The 14,722-nt window shown below is 71.6% G+C and carries 12 protein-coding genes, 1 tRNA gene and 2 pseudogenes; 7 read left to right on the forward strand and 8 right to left on the reverse strand.

Translation table 11 applies throughout. The features are described 5' to 3' along the window. Positions 1-185: 185 nt before the first annotated feature. A pseudogene (locus ABD358_RS02075) lies at positions 186-386 on the reverse strand (DNA-binding protein); the annotation flags it as partial. 156 nt (positions 387-542) lie between these two features. Here ABD358_RS02075 and ABD358_RS02080 point away from each other — a divergent pair. Further along, a complete protein-coding gene (locus ABD358_RS02080) occupies positions 543-995 on the forward strand; it encodes a hypothetical protein (protein WP_344629062.1) in 453 nt (150 codons plus the stop codon). Then, the gene (locus ABD358_RS02085; protein ID WP_344629024.1) at positions 992-1,534 is read left to right on the forward strand and encodes an HAD domain-containing protein; all 543 of its coding nucleotides are present in this window, start codon (positions 992-994) and stop codon (positions 1,532-1,534) included. Before ABD358_RS02080 ends, ABD358_RS02085 begins: the two co-directional genes overlap by 4 nt. Positions 1,535-1,789: 255 nt before the next feature. Here the strand turns inward: ABD358_RS02085 and ABD358_RS28370 are convergent. After that, positions 1,790-1,932: pseudogene (locus ABD358_RS28370) on the reverse strand (DUF1152 domain-containing protein); the annotation flags it as partial. 455 nt (positions 1,933-2,387) lie between these two features. Between ABD358_RS28370 and ABD358_RS02090 the strand changes: the two are divergent. Together ABD358_RS02090 and ABD358_RS02095 are read left to right on the forward strand one after the other, a co-directional pair. Beyond that, positions 2,388-2,621 carry a FitA-like ribbon-helix-helix domain-containing protein gene (locus ABD358_RS02090; RefSeq protein ID WP_344629025.1) on the forward strand — a complete coding sequence of 78 codons (234 nt, stop codon included), beginning with the start codon at positions 2,388-2,390 and terminating at the stop codon, positions 2,619-2,621. Next, positions 2,618-3,061 (forward strand): type II toxin-antitoxin system VapC family toxin, encoded by a 444-nt coding sequence (locus ABD358_RS02095; RefSeq protein ID WP_344629026.1) that lies wholly within the window; start codon positions 2,618-2,620, stop codon positions 3,059-3,061. Before ABD358_RS02090 ends, ABD358_RS02095 begins: the two co-directional genes overlap by 4 nt. A 91-nt stretch (positions 3,062-3,152) precedes the next feature. Here the strand turns inward: ABD358_RS02095 and ABD358_RS02100 are convergent. Beyond that, positions 3,153-3,226, reverse strand: a tRNA-Gly gene (locus tag ABD358_RS02100). 569 nt (positions 3,227-3,795) lie between these two features. On the opposite strand from ABD358_RS02100, the gene dcd reads away from it, so the two are divergent. Both dcd and ABD358_RS02110 read left to right on the forward strand, forming a co-directional pair. Continuing rightward, complete coding sequence (gene dcd, locus ABD358_RS02105; protein ID WP_344629027.1) at positions 3,796-4,371, forward strand: dCTP deaminase; 576 nt, start codon at positions 3,796-3,798, stop codon at positions 4,369-4,371. Positions 4,372-4,386: 15 nt separating this feature from the next. Further along, positions 4,387-4,884 (forward strand): phosphoribosyltransferase, encoded by a 498-nt coding sequence (locus tag ABD358_RS02110; protein WP_344629028.1) that lies wholly within the window; start codon positions 4,387-4,389, stop codon positions 4,882-4,884. A gap of 132 nt (positions 4,885-5,016) precedes the next feature. Here ABD358_RS02110 and ABD358_RS02115 read toward each other — a convergent pair whose 3' ends face one another. From ABD358_RS02115 to ABD358_RS02135, 5 genes are all read right to left on the reverse strand, one after another. Beyond that, the gene (locus ABD358_RS02115; protein ID WP_425576215.1) at positions 5,017-6,006 is read right to left on the reverse strand and encodes a Yip1 family protein; all 990 of its coding nucleotides are present in this window, start codon (positions 6,004-6,006) and stop codon (positions 5,017-5,019) included. A gap of 53 nt (positions 6,007-6,059) precedes the next feature. Beyond that, on the reverse strand, positions 6,060-7,490 hold the full coding sequence (locus ABD358_RS02120; protein ID WP_344629030.1) for an FG-GAP-like repeat-containing protein: 1,431 nt from the start codon (positions 7,488-7,490) through the stop codon (positions 6,060-6,062). A 49-nt stretch (positions 7,491-7,539) separates the two neighbouring features. Further along, entirely contained in the window at positions 7,540-8,940 is a 1,401-nt protein-coding gene (locus ABD358_RS02125; RefSeq protein ID WP_344629031.1) for a VCBS repeat-containing protein, read from the reverse strand. 85 nt (positions 8,941-9,025) lie between these two features. After that, the gene (locus ABD358_RS02130) at positions 9,026-10,486 is read right to left on the reverse strand and encodes an FG-GAP-like repeat-containing protein (RefSeq protein ID WP_344629032.1); all 1,461 of its coding nucleotides are present in this window, start codon (positions 10,484-10,486) and stop codon (positions 9,026-9,028) included. Positions 10,487-10,815: 329 nt separating this feature from the next. Further along, a complete protein-coding gene (locus ABD358_RS02135) occupies positions 10,816-13,083 on the reverse strand; it encodes a heterodisulfide reductase-related iron-sulfur binding cluster (protein ID WP_344629033.1) in 2,268 nt (755 codons plus the stop codon). Positions 13,084-13,650: 567 nt separating this feature from the next. On the opposite strand from ABD358_RS02135, the gene ABD358_RS02140 reads away from it, so the two are divergent. Next, positions 13,651-14,722: Hsp70 family protein (locus ABD358_RS02140; RefSeq protein WP_344629034.1), on the forward strand; the 1,072-nt coding region annotated here is incomplete at its 3' end.

Consider the following 14,722-nt stretch of genomic DNA (forward strand, 5'->3'; position numbering starts at 1 on the left):
TCCGGCAAGCGAAACGATTCCGCACCCGATTCCGCACCCGATGCCACGCCCGGTGCCCCCGCTTCCGCACGAGCGCGCGGCGCACGGCCCGCTCGGCCGCCCGGCCGTGGCGCGGGACGAAAGGCCCGGGTCATGGAACAACGGCAACCGGGACCCGTCCACCGGCTGCTCGCGGTCCCCGTACCGGCCGGGGTGGCGTCGATCGCGTACTCGTGGCCGTGCAGCCCGGCTTCCTTCAGGAGCGCCGCCGCGGCTTTGGCCGTCCGCGCCGTCCGCACGGTGACGGGTCCGACTCCGACGCGGGACAGGGCCCGGTTCGGACGGGGCAGGTCCACGCGTGCGTGGCCGGCCTCCACGATGGTGCTCGCGCCGGTCACGGGATCGGCCGGTTTCTTCAGCCCGGCCGCCCGCTCCGTGGGCGGGGTGACGGTGATGCGGGTCGTGGCTGCCGTACGACGGGCGTGCTGCGGTGTGCGCCGGATGCGCGCGTGCGGGGAACCGGCCTCCCCGGGCCCACGTCCGACGGCCGGAGGGGGTGCGGAATGGCATACCGGAGCAGAACCCGGCGCAGCGGTACGGGGGCGGTCCCGGCCGGCGCGCGGTTCGCCGCCGTGGTGGCGGCGTCCCTGCTGACCACCGGCTGCGGCGCGCTGAACGGCGTGGTGAACGACCCGGTCGGGGAACGCTGGGAATCCAGAACCGGGTTGCCGAGCTGCGGCGAGGTGAGCCTGGAGCAGGGCGAGGAGATGGGGAAGCGGGCGGCTCGGGAGATCGCCTGCCTCCGGCGGGCCCTCGGGAACAGCGAGGGGGCGGAGCTGGAGGCGACCTACCCCACCACGGAGGGGGACCTGATCCGCGAGTACTACCGCCTGACGCCGAGCGGCAGGCTGGAGGTGTACACCGACGGCACGGACGACCGCCACTCGGACGGGACGTGGTCGTTCACCGAGTGCCACACCCCGGAGTGGCTGCCCGAGATCTCCTGCGACCGGTGACCGGCCCCGCGGAGCGCCCCCTCCTCTTCCTCGACGTCGACGGACCGCTCATCCCGTTCGGACCGCCGCCCCGCCGGCCCCGGAGCACGTCCGCGCCCGGCCCCGCGGCGTCCACCGAGGAGGGAAACCCGCTGCTGGCGCGGCTCGACCCCGCCGTCGGGCCGCGTCTGACGGCCCTGGGCTGCGACCTGGTGTGGGCCTCGACGTGGACGGACGAGGCGAACGAGACCGTCGCCCCGCGGATCGGGCTGCCGAGGCTGCCCGTGGTGGAGTGGCCGGACACGCCCACCGACGAGGGCCCGCGCGGCCTCCACTGGAAGACCCGCCACCTCGTCGAATGGGCCGGCCACCGCCCGTTCATCTGGGTCGACGACGAGATCGGCGCGACGGACCGCCTCTGGGTCGCCGCGCAGCACCGGGCGCCGTCGCTGCTGCACCGCGTCGATCCGGGCACGGGCCTCACCGACGGCGATTTCGCCGTGCTCGCCGACTGGCTCCGCACCGCCGTGCCCGACCGCTCGACGGGACCGGACGGCTGAGAGCGGTCGGGGAACGCGGACACGCCCCGGCGCCCGGCTGCAACTGAGACGGCCGACGCTGCGCTGGCCTGGGCGGAAGCCCATGGACTACAGACCGCGAAGAGCCTCGTAGAGGTCCCCGTAGGCACTCCAGCAGTCGATACTGCCGTCCTCGCCGATGCCGATTCCCAACCGTTCCGGATCGCTCAGTACGACCTCGGCGCGACGTTCGAGCCCGGCTCCGGCGGCCCCTTAGACGGCCGGCCGCTCCGACGAGAGGCCGGCGTCTCGCACCTCGCACAGTCCGCGGACGCCGCGGGCGGTGGCGGCGAGCACGGCGGTCGCCTCGGAGGGATGCCAGTCCAGGACGGTGTCGAGCCCTGGACGTGCTCCGCGGTGAAGGCGCGCACCAGAGATCCGGGGCGGTCGCTGGAACACCAGCGGGAGCTCGCCGGGGCATCGACGCCCGCGTACGCGCGGCGCTGGCGTCTTCGGAGAAGGGCGGCGGCCCTTCTGGCACGGACCTGGCACGGGACGCTTGGAACGACGCCGAGAGGTTCAGACAACAAGGAAGCCCCGGGCCGCTGGCCTGGGGCTTTCCGCTGGAGCGGGTGACGGGGATCGAACCCGCGCTCTGAGTTTGGGAATCACCGTGCACCTGAGCGACGAAACGTCACCCGACCGCTGGAACGGTCCGATTCAGCAGCCGGGAGGCCACCCGTTGCTGACCGTGGTCGACCGCAGTTCGCCCCCGATCGGGCACGCATCGGGCACGACGGCTCCAGTCGGCCCGGTCCGCCACCCTCCCGCCGTTGGTCAGACGGAGAACCCATAGTTGAATGCATAATGATGTCGTTGACGATAGAATATAGTCATGAGTACGGCATTCACCATCCGGGAAGTCCCCGACGAGGTTGCTCGCCGTCTGAAGGTGCGCGCCGCTGAAGCAGGTCAGTCCCTCCAGGCGTATCTCCTGGGCCTCGTCACCCGTGAGGCCGCCGAACCGACTCTCGCCGAAATGGCGGCTCGCGCCGAGCGCTACGCCGCTCGCGAGGTCAGTACAGAAGACATCCTCGCCGCGATCGACGAGGGGCGGGCCGGGCGTTGATCGTTGTCGACTGCTCGGCCCTGATCGCCTTCCTCACGGACAGTGGCCGGCGCGGACAGCAGGCCCGCAGCCGCATCGCTCAGGAGACCCGTCTCCATGCCCCGCACCTGATCGACACGGAAATCGCCTCGGCGCTGCTGGGCTTGGCGCGAGGCACCCGAGGCGGAGTGCCCAAGGTCACCGCCTCTGAGCTGGACGAGCACTTCAAGACCTACGCCGCCCTGCCGATCCATAGACGTGAGGCCGCTCCTCTGCTTCCTCGCGTCCGCGTACTGCACGCCAACTTGTCCGCCTACGACGCCACATACGTCGCCCTGGCGGAGATGCTCGGCGTGCCACTCATCACCGCCGACGCTCGCATCAAGAAGGGCCTCACCAAGCCCAACGGCGGATCGATGGCTCACTGCGAGATCGACGTCCTCGGGGCCGCCGAGCCGTAGCGGAGGCCCGGCGATGACCCGCCAGGCACACGACTCCCGGTGCGGTCCGGACAACGAACAAGGCCCGGGTCTGTGACCTGGGCCTTCGTCGTGGAGCGGGTGACGGGAATCGAACCCGCGCTCTGAGCTTGGGAAGCTCATGTTCTACCATTAAACTACACCCGCGAAGAGCGAACGATCATCGTTGCTCATCGACGCACACTGTACCGCATCCCGGCCCCCCGGCGCACAGCCGAGGGGCTTTTCCCGTGTCCGGGCGGAGGACTCGCGGGTGTGGTCCGGTGAAGCGGGGGAAGGGAGTTGAGGCGTACGGTGAGGGAGTGCCGGGTGGCGTCCGAGGCCGTTTGATCCCTTAATGTGGCGTTCGTCGTTCACGTACCTGGGAGAGGCAGACGATGGAATCCACCGTCGTTCGGTGTGCCGAAGGGCATGTTTTCAGCACCTCGACGTTCCCGATGCAGCACCTCGGCGCCAGCCGGATCGGCCCCGGCCGGCTGCTGCGGTGCCCGCGGTGCGCGCGGCTGAGGCGGGCCGTGCCGGTTCCCCGCGCCGTCAAGCGCTGAGCGCCGGGCGCCGAGCACTGAGCGTCCGGGACAGGACCGGGGAGAAGACAGGGAACGTCGGCGGCGCACGACGGCAGAGCGGCGCACGGCGGCAGCGCGGCCCTCGCAGGCCGACGCGGGACGAGGGCCCGGTGCGGGAGCGCCGGGCCCTCGGTCTGTACGCTCGACCACGTGCTTCTCTCAGACAAGGACATCCGGGCCGAGATCGACTCAGGGCGGGTGAGGATCGACCCGTACGACCCGGCGATGGTGCAGCCCTCCAGCATCGACGTGCGGCTGGACCGCTTCTTCCGGGTGTTCGAGAACCACCGCTACCCCCACATCGACCCGGCCGTCGAGCAGCCCGACCTGACGCGGCTGGTGGAGCCGGAGGGGGACGAGCCGTTCATCCTCCACCCGGGCGAGTTCGTGCTGGCCTCCACGTACGAGGTCGTCACGCTCCCCGACGACATCGCCTCCCGGCTGGAGGGGAAGAGCTCGCTGGGCCGGCTGGGCCTGCTGACGCACTCCACCGCCGGATTCATCGACCCCGGTTTCTCCGGGCACGTGACGCTGGAGCTGTCGAACGTGGCGACGCTCCCCATCAAGCTCTGGCCGGGGATGAAGATCGGACAGCTGTGCATGTTCCGGCTCACCTCGCCCGCCGAGCACCCGTACGGGTCCGCCCGGTACGGCTCCCGCTACCAGGGGCAGCGCGGGCCCACGCCCTCGCGGTCCTATCTGAATTTCCACCGCACACAGGTCTGAGGGAGAACGAGGCACATGAGCCAGGAGCGGGAGAACCTGACGTACGAGCTCTTCGGACGGGCGATCCGGGAGCTGGCGCAGGAGGTCGCGGACGACGGCTACGAGCCGGACATGATCCTGTCCATCGCGCGCGGCGGCCTGTTCGTCGCGGGCGGGCTCGGATACGCCCTCGACGTGAAGAACCTCCACGTCATGAACGTCGAGTTCTACACCGGCGTGGGCGAGACGCTGGAGATGCCCGTGATGCTCCCGCCGGTCCCCAGCCTCGTCGACCTGCGGGAGAAGAAGGTCCTCGTCGCCGACGACGTCGCCGACACCGGCAAAACGCTCAAGCTGGTGCACGACTTCTGCTCCGAGCACGTGGCCGAGGTGCGGTCCGCGGTGATCTACGAGAAGCCGCAGTCGCTGGTGAAGTGCGAGTACGTGTGGAAGCGCACCGATCGCTGGATCAACTTCCCGTGGTCGGTCGAGCCGCCCGTGGTGCGGCGGGACGGGCAGGTCCTCGACGCCTGAGGCCGCCGCGCCCGCGCCGGCGGCGCGGGGAGAAGACGGAGAAGACGGGTGGGGCCCGTCCGGTGCACCGGACGGGCCCCACCCGTCTTCTCCCCGCCCCTCGGCGGGTCCGTGAGTGTCCGCGCGGAGTGTCTACAGAGTGCCGAGCTTGACCAGGACCAGCAGTGCGATCAGCTGGATGGAGGAGGCGCCCAGCGCCTTGGGCCAGGGCAGTTCGTGCGAACGGCCGACCATCAGCGTGAACAGCGCGCCCGCCGCCAGCCAGGTGACCCAGCCGACGACCTGGACGATGGTGGCGCCACCGCCGAGGAAGATCGCCAGGATCAGCCGCGGGGCGTCGGTGATCGACATGATCAGCATCGACAGGCCGACCGTCGGCCCCCACAGGCCGTTGCCGCCGAGCTGGCGGGCCAGGGTGTGGGTCACCACGCCCATCAGCAGACCGGAGATCACCAGGGCCGCCCCGGTGATCAGCACGAACGGGATCGCCGTGGAGATCGTGGAGTTGATCGCGTCCTCACGGGCCTGGTCGAAGCCGAAGACGGCGAACAGGCCGTAGAGGAAGGTGACGGTCAGCGCCGGGCCCCAGACCGTGTGGTCGCGCATCTGCCAGAAGGTGGCGGCGGGACGCAGCACGATCCCGCTCAGCAGCTGCTTCCAGTGCAGCCGGGGCGCGGGCGGCGCCGGGTGGCCCGCGCCGTGGGCGCCGTAGGTGGTGCCGTCGGTGTAGCCGCCGCCCTGGTGGGGGGCGTGGCCGTGGTCGGGCGCCTCGCCGATGCTGAACACCTGGGTGTGCCCGGGACTGTCGGCGTACGGGTCGTGCCCGCTGCCGAAGTACTCCGGCTCCTCGGGCCCCCCGCCGCTCCGGGGCCACCGGTGCTGCCCGTGGGCGGGCTGCCCGTACGGCTGCGCGCCCCGGCCGTACGGTGGCTGCCCGTGCGTCGGCTGCCCGTACGGCCCCGGGGCCTGCCGCGGGGGGTGCTGACCGTGCTGCTGTGCGTTCCGGGGGTCCCGGCCTCGTCCCATCCTGAATCCAGCCACGCCTTCGAACGTACCGTGTCCCGGCGGTCGCGGAGCCGGACCCCCGGCGGGAAGCCCGGCATTGCCGCCGAGCTGTGACATCCCGCCGGGGCCGGAGGACCCGCGGACCGCCGGATGAACCGTCAGGGGAGGCGTCAGGGGAGGAGGGAGTGGCCGAGCCAGGCCTGCCCGGACAGCCCCGCGCCGGACGCGGCCAGCCCGAACACGCCGCTGGCGGAGACCCCGGAGGAGGCGCCCCGGAACACCTGGAGGTAGCCCTGGTCGGAGTTCTCGCCGGGCACGCCGGAGCTCAGCTCCGCGCGGCCGTCCCCGGTGAGGTCGGCGAGGCGGACGGACCGGCCGAAGTAGTCGTACGCCTCGGCCGCGCCCGGCACTCCGGCGGTGTCCTGGTGGAGCGAGACGGCGCGGTCGGCCGTCAGCCCGTCCGCGGAGCCGTACAGCACGGTGACCGAGCCCGCCTCCTCCTCGCCGGAGAGGTCCTCCAGGAACGCGCCGGCCGCCACGTCGGCGTGGCCGTCGCCGTCGACGTCGCCCACGGCGACGGAGGAGCCGAACGCGTCGGCGCGCTCGGAGGCGCCGGGCACGCCCGGGGTGTCCTGGTGGACGATCTGGGGCCGCTGCTTCGGGTCGGGGCCGCCGGGACCTCCGTACCAGACGCTGATCTGGCCGCCGAGGTGTCCGGTCTCGCCGCTGCCGGGGTCGGTGGAGGCGCCGAGGACGAGGTCGCCGTAGCCGTCGCCGTCGATGTCGCCGATGGAGCCCACCTCCCCGTCGGCGCCGGGCAGTTCGGTGCGGACGAGCGCGCCGTTCACGAACCGGTCCACGTACACGTCGCCGTTGGGGTCGCCGTCCACGGGGCCGGGCAGCACGACGCGCTCGGCGCGGCCGTCGCCGTCGAGGTCGCCGGAGATGACGTTGTGAGTGGTGCCGAGGCGGTCGTCCAGGTACCGGTCGGCGGACTCGCCGTCCCGGGCGAAGGGGCCCGTGTAGTGGTAGGGGCCGTCCCTGCCCGCGACGGTCAGGTCCAGGGCGCCGTCCCCGGTGAAGTCGCCGACGGCCAGGTTCTCCCCGAAGGAGACGTGCTCCCGCCACGCGGGCTGCGGCAGGGCGGTTCCCGTGCCGAGTCCGCCGGCCGAGCCCCAGACGACGGTGACCGAGCCGACGCCCTGGCGGGTGCCGATGGCCTCGGAGCCCGCGCCGACGACGAGGTCGGGCAGGCCGTCGCCGTCGAGGTCGCCGGTGGCGACGGAGGCGCCGAACCGGTCGCTGTCCTCGGCGGTGCCGGGGATGCCGGGGGAGTTCTGGTGGATGACGGTCCGCCGGCCGCCGGACAGGCCGTCCGCGGAGCCGTACAGCACGACGACGGCCCCCGCGGACGGCACGCCGTCCACCGTGGCGCCGGGTGCGCCGACCACCAGGTCCCGGTGGCCGTCGCCGTTCAGGTCGTCGTGGAGACGGACGGGGGCGGCGTACGCGGTGGACGCGGCGGTCAGCGGGGCGGTGGCGAGCAGGGCCGCCGAGGCGGCCAGGACGGCGGTGAGCCGGGTGCGGGGACGCGGACGCATGGGGTTCCTCCTCCGTGCTGCGGTCGGGGCGGGGGCGTGGGGGAGCCGGTCAGCCGGCGAGCAGGGCACCGAACCGTCCCTTCGCCGTGGACGACAGTCCGGCGGGTCCCGCGGTGAAGCCCACGGACCCGGTGGTGGTGATGCCGTCCGCCGAGCCGCGCAGCGCGGTCAGGCCGCCGACGCCGCCGTTCTCGCCGGGGGCTCCGGCGGCCGGGTCGGCGCGGCCGTCCCCGGTGGTGTCGGACAGCAGGAGGGCGGCGCCGAAGAGGTCGCCGGTCTCGGCGGCGCCGGGGACGCCGGGGCTGCCCTGGTCGAGCATCAGCGAGCCGGTGGTGGTGATGCCGTCGGCCGAGCCGGGCAGCACGGTGACCGATCCGGTGTCGGTGGCGCTCCCCAGGTCCTCGCCGGGGGCGCCGACCAGCAGGTCGAGGTGGCGGTCCCCGTCGACGTCGCCGAGGGCGACGGAGGCGCCGAACCGGTCGCCGTCCTCGGAGCCGCCCGGGACGCCCGGGCTGTCCTGGGTGAGGGTGAGGAGCGGTGCCGTGCCGCCCCCGGGGACCACCGTCACCCGGCCGCCCCCGGTGTCCGGGTCCCCGATGACCACGTCCTGCCGCCCGTCCCGGTCCAGGTCGCCGACGGCCACCGACGTACCGGCGGGGAGTTCCTCACCGTGGTCCAGCCCGCCGTTGAGGGGGGTGCCGCGCAGGAGCCAGACGCCGGGCTCGTCGCCGCGCCCGTCGACGCCGCCCCGGCCGCGCCCGGTGACGACCAGGTCGGCGTTCGCCCCGTTCGGCACCACGGTCATCGAGGCGATGCCGTGGTGCTCGCTGCAGTCCACCCCGATGCCCCAGCGGGATTCGGGGATGCTGCGGTCGCCGTCGCCGTGGACGGTGCGGATCGTGCAGCCGTCGGAGCCGAGGGCGATGTCCGGGTCGCCGTCGCCGTTGAAGTCGGCCACGGCGAAGGAGCGTCCGAAGGCGTCGTGCCAGTCGGGGGCGGGGTCGGGAACGGTCTGCGCCTTGGCCGGGCCGTTCGCGGAGCCCCAGAGGACGGTGAGCGATCCGCCGCCGACGTCCCCGTACACCTCCTCGCCGGGGGCGCCGATGAAGATGTCGGCGTAGCCGTCGCGGTCGTAGTCGGCGACGGTGACGGCGGCGCCGAACCGGTCGCCGTCCTCGGCGGCGCCGGGCACGCCGGGGCTGTTCTGGCTGATGACGGTCCGGCTGCCGGCCTTGATGCCCGACGCCGATCCGTAGTGCACCACCACGGCGCCGGCGGCGCGGTGCCCGTCCACGGTGGTCTCGGGGGCGGAGACGACGACGTCGGCGTGGCCGTCGCCGTTGACGTCCCCGCGGACGGGGGCGGCGGCGGCCGGGGAGGCCGCGACGAGGGGGGTGAGGACCGACGCGGCGAGGAGGGCCGCGGCGGTGGTGGCTGTGCGCAGGCGCATGCGGGGCTCCGGTGGGGGCTCGCGGGGGGAGTCGTGCGACGGGGCCCGGCCGGGAGGGTCGGGCCCCGTCGGGGGAGGGGGTGGGTCAGCCGGCGAAGTTGATGCCGAGGCGGGGGGTGCCCGAGGTGGAGATGCCCACCAGGGTGGGGGAGAAGGAGACCCCGGCGCTCAGCCGGATCCGCGCGCTGTCCGACTGCATGGTGACGACCCCGCCGTTGCCGCCGTTCTCGCCGGCGACACCGATGGTCAGGTCGGCCCTGTCGTCGCCGTTCATGTCGGCGAGGTGGACGTCGCTGCCGAAGAAGTCGCCGGTCTCGTTGGAGCCGGGGACGCCCTCGGTGCTCTGGTCGATGAACTGGGAGCCGGCTCCGGTGATGCCGGAGCCGTCCGCGGCGCCGTACAGGACGACGACCGCGCCGGTGGCCTCCTCGCCGCCCAGCGACTCGCCGGGGGCGCCGACGGCCAGGTCGAGGTGGCCGTCGCCGTTGACGTCGCCCAGGTCCAGCTCGGCGCCGAAGGCGTCGCCCGTCTCGGAGCCGCCGGGCACGCCGGGGGTGTCCTGGGTGATGGTGAGGGGCCTGCCCACCGGGCCGGAGGCGGAGCCGTTGATGATGTTGACCTTGCCGCCCGGGCTGCTGCCGGGGACGTCGGCGTCGAACTCCATGCCGATGACGATGTCGCCGAAGCCGTCGCTGTTGACGTCGCCGATGTCGGTGATGACGCCGGCGGGGAGCTTCTCCTCACCGGTCTTGGTCAGGCCGGAGGGGGAGCCGGGCAGGTAGTAGTTGGCGTTCCAGCCCTCCGCGCTGTCGTCCTCGAATCCGTCCACGACCAGGTCGGCGATGTCGTCGCCGTTGACGTCGCCGGAGTGGAGGGACAGCGGGCCGCCGACGCCGCCGCTGACGATGGAGGGGCGGACGCTGTAGACGCCGCCGGTCTGGCCCTTGGTCTTGCCGAAGCCGCCGCGGTAGACGCGGACGGTGGCGGAGCTGGAGCCGATCGCCAGGTCGGCCTTGTCGTCGCCGTTGTAGTCGGCGGCGTCCAGGGAGCGGCCGAAGCGGTCGTGGGAGGAGACCGCCGGGTCGGGGACGGTGGTGCCGCCGGAGAGGCCCGACGGGGAGCCCCAGATGATCTGGACGGTGCCGCCGTCGACGTCGTTGTCGACCTTCTCGCCGGGGGCGCCCACGGCGAGGTCGGTGTAGCCGTCGTTGTTGAAGTCGGCGACGGTGGTGTCGTAGCCGAACTGGTCGCCGGTCTCGGCGGCGCCGGGGACGCCGGAGCTGTTCTGGCTGATGACGGCGCGCTTCGACGTGCGGATGAGGCCGTCCGGGGAGCCGTAGAGGACCAGGACCTGGCCGGCGGCCTCCTTGCCGTCCACGTAGGCGTTGGGGGCCGAGACGGCGATGTCGCGGTAGCCGTCGTTGTTGAAGTCGGCGGTCGGGCGGGCGCCGTCGGCGGCGGCCGTACCGGCGGTGGCGGCCAGCAGGCCGCCGGTGAGGGCGGCCACGGTGGCGGTCGCCAGGGAGGTGCGGAAACGTCTGTGCACTCGGAACTCTCCTGCTGCACGGGAGTGGGACGTGCCGCCCGGCATCCGCGGCCGGCGGACGTCGGACCCGCGGATGTCACCGGGAGTTGACCCCCGGTTCACGCGGAGATGGCGCCCGTACAGACTTCCGAGGGGGCGCGAGGGTTGCACGGAATGGGAGATTCCTTTTACGCGCGCTTTACGTGCGCCTGCGATGCGCCGTCGTGCGCCGCCGAGTGCCGCCGTCCGGCCGTGGCGGAAGACGCCGACGGCCGGTTCCGCGCGCTGCGGAACCGGCCGTCGGTGCGGGACGTGACGGCCGCCGGATCACCCGGCGGCCGTCACCGGACTCACTGGGCGGGCTCGGGCTCGGGGGCCGATGCGGAGTCCTCCGCGCCGTCCGGGCCGGCGGGGGTCCTGACCGAGTCCAGCAGGAGCTGGGCCACGTCCACGACCTGGAGGTTCTCCTTGGCCTTGCCCTCGTTCTTCTTGCCGTTGACCGAGTCGCTCAGCATCACCAGGCAGAACGGGCAGGCGGTGGAGACGATGTCGGGGTTGAGCGACAGCGCCTCGTCCACGCGCTCGGTGTTGATGCGCTTGCCGATCCGCTCCTCCATCCACATCCGCGCGCCGCCGGCGCCGCAGCAGAAGCCGCGCTCCTTGTGGCGGTGCATCTCCTCGTTCCGCAGGCCCGGCACCTTGGCGATGATCTCGCGCGGCGGCGTGTAGACCTTGTTGTGGCGGCCCAGGTAGCAGGGGTCGTGGTAGGTGATCAGACCCTCGACCGGGGTGACGGGGACCAGCCTGCCCTCGTCCACCAGGTGCTGGAGGAGCTGGGTGTGGTGGATCACCTCGTAGTGCCCGCCGAGCTGCGGGTACTCGTTGGCGATCGTGTTGAAGCAGTGCGGGCAGGTGGCGACGATCTTCTTCTTCGACTTCGGCAGCCTCGTCGACTCGTCCTCGTCGTCCTCGCCGAAGGCCATGTTCAGGGCCGCGACGTTCTCGGCGCCGAGCTGCTGGAAGAGGAACTCGTTGCCCAGGCGGCGGGCGGAGTCACCGGTGCACTTCTCGTCGCCGCCCATGATCGCGAACTTCACGCCCGCGATGTGCAGCAGCTCGGCGAAGGCCTTGGTGGTCTTCTTGGCGCGGTCCTCCAGGGCGCCCGCGCAGCCGACCCAGTACAGGTACTCGACCTCGGACAGGTCCTCGATGTCCTTGCCGACGACCGGGACCTCGAAGTCGACCTCCTTGGTCCACTCCAGCCGCTGCTTCTTGGCCAGGCCCCAGGGGTTGCCCTTCTTCTCCAGGTTCTTGAGCATCGTCCCGGCCTCGCTCGGGAAGGCGCTCTCGATCATCACCTGGTAGCGGCGCATGTCGACGATGTGGTCGACGTGCTCGATGTCCACCGGGCACTGCTCCACGCAGGCGCCGCAGGTGGTGCAGGACCACAGCACGTCCGGGTCGATGACGCCGTTCTCCTCCAGCGTCCCGACCAGCGGCCGCTCGGCCTCGGCGAGAGCGGCGGCGGGAACGTCCCTGAGCTGCTCCTCGCTTGCCTTCTCCTCGCCCTCCATGGTCTTGCCGCCGCCCGCGAGGAGGTACGGGGCCTTGGCGTGGGCGTGGTCGCGGAGCGACATGATCAGCAGCTTCGGCGAGAGCGGCTTGCCGGTGTTCCAGGCGGGGCACTGCGACTGGCAGCGTCCGCACTCGGTGCAGGTGGAGAAGTCCAGCAGGCCCTTCCAGGAGAACTGCTCGACCTGGGAGACGCCGAAGACGTCGTCCTCGCCCGGGTCCTCGAAGTCGATCGGCTTGCCGCCGGACGTCATCGGCTGGAGCGGGCCGAGGGCGGTGGAGCCGTCCGCGTTCCGCTTGAACCAGATGTTGGGGAAGGCCAGGAAGCGGTGCCAGGCGACGCCCATGTCGGTGTTGAGGCCGACGACGGTCATCCAGATCAGCGAGACGCTGATCTTGATCATGGCCGTGAAGTAGATCAGGTTCTGGAGGGTGCCGGCGTCCAGCCCGTCGAAGGCCGCGACCAGCGGGTAGGAGACGAAGTACGCCGCCTCGTAGCCCTCCACGTGGTGGATGGCGCCCTCCAGGCCGCGGAGCACGAGGATCGCCAGGCCGATGGTGAGGATGACGGCCTCGACGAAGTACGCCTGCCAGGCCGTCGAGCCGGCGAAGCGGGACTTGCGGCCGGGCCGGGTGGGCAGGTTGAGCAGCCGGATCGCGATCAGCACCAGGATGCCGACGACCGTCATCAGGCCGATGAACTCGATGTACATCTCGAACGGCAGGAAGCCGCCGAGGACGGGGAGGGTGAAGTCGGCCTGGAAGAGCTGCCCGTAGGCCTGGGCCAGGGTCGGCGGCAGGGTGAGGAAGCCGATGGCGACGAACCAGTGCGCGAAGCCGACGATCCCCCACCGGTTCATCCTGGTGTGGCCCAGGAACTCCTTGACCAGGGTGATCGTGCGCTGCTTGGGCTGGTCGGTGCGGCTGCCCGCGGGCACCGCCTGGCCGAGCTTGACGAAGCGGTAGATCTGCGCGATGGCGCGGACGAAAAGCGCAACGCCGACCGCGGTGATGACCAGCGAGACGACGATCGCGGCGAGTTGCATGACGGCTCCTCGAACCTGCGGGGGCGGTGCCTGCTGCTGCAAGCTTACTAAGCGGTAACTTATCCGATCTGTTCGAGAGTACCCACTGACGGACGGCCCCTGTAGACGCCCGGACGGTGATCTGTGTCGCTGAGGGCGCCCTTACGGAGCGGCGCCGGGGGTGGCGGCCGGAGGCGGGGACGCGTCCGGGCAGAGCCATCCTATAGATCGCCTCTCCCCTGAAATAACAGGAAATGCGATAGAAAGGGATGAGCCGGGTCGTCACGGGCGGGGTTCCCGCACGCGGGGAAGGCGGATCCGGTCGCCGCCGCCGCGGTGCTCTTCCCGGCTCTCCGCGGCCCGAGCCCGCCGGCCGTCCCGCGACCGGGGTCGTGCCGCCCGCGGGGAACTCGGCGGCCCGGGCGGACGTGTCATCTCCTGGGCCGGCCGCCGTACGGGCAAAACCCGTTTTGAGTCAGGGTGTTGGAAGAGACTTGAGCCGACATGACTCAGCTCTCTTGACGATGTCCTCCCTCTGCTGCACCCTTGAGTCAGTTCTGCTCAAGGCATGAGGTGGAGGAATCCGAAATGGCACGTGCGGTCGGCATCGACCTGGGTACGACGAACTCCGTCGTCAGTGTTCTGGAAGGCGGTGAGCCCACCGTCATCGCCAACGCCGAGGGCGCCAGGACCACGCCGTCCGTTGTGGCCTTCGCGAAGAACGGTGAGGTCCTGGTCGGTGAGGTGGCCAAGCGCCAGGCCGTCACCAACGTCGACAGGACGATCCGGTCGGTCAAGCGCCACATGGGCACCGACTGGAAGATCAACCTGGACGGCAAGGACTTCAACCCACAGCAGATCAGCGCCTTCGTGCTGCAGAAGCTGAAGAGGGACGCCGAGGCGTACCTGGGCGAGAAGGTCACCGACGCGGTGATCACCGTCCCGGCGTACTTCAACGACCACGAGCGCCAGGCCACCAAGGAGGCCGGTGAGATCGCCGGTCTGAACGTGCTGCGCATCGTCAATGAGCCGACCGCCGCGGCCCTCGCCTACGGCCTGGAGAAGGACGACCAGACGATCCTGGTCTTCGACCTCGGCGGCGGCACCTTCGACGTGTCGCTGCTGGAGATCGGCGACGGCGTCGTCGAGGTGAAGGCCACCAACGGCGACAACCAGCTCGGCGGCGACGACTGGGACCAGCGGATCGTCGACTACCTGGTCAAGCAGTTCCAGAACGCCCACGGCGTGGACCTCTCCAAGGACAAGATGGCCCTCCAGCGCCTGCGCGAGGCGGCGGAGAAGGCGAAGATCGAGCTGTCCAGCTCGACCGAGACCACCATCAACCTGCCCTACATCACGGCCTCGGCCGAGGGCCCGCTGCACCTGGACGAGAAGCTCACCCGCGCCCAGTTCCAGCAGCTCACCCAGGACCTGCTGGAGCGCTGCAAGATCCCGTTCAACAACGTCATCAAGGACGCGGGCATCTCGGTCTCCGAGATCGACCACGTCGTCCTGGTCGGTGGTTCCACCCGTATGCCGGCCGTCTCCGAGCTGGTCAAGGAGCTGACCGGCGGCAAGGAGGCCAACAAGGGCGTCAACCCCGACGAGGTCGTCGCCATCGGCGCCTCCCTGCAGGCCGGTGTCCTCAAGGGCGAGGTCA

Source organism: Streptomyces glaucosporus, from assembly GCF_039533345.1.
GTDB lineage: Bacteria > Actinomycetota > Actinomycetes > Streptomycetales > Streptomycetaceae > Streptomyces > Streptomyces glaucosporus.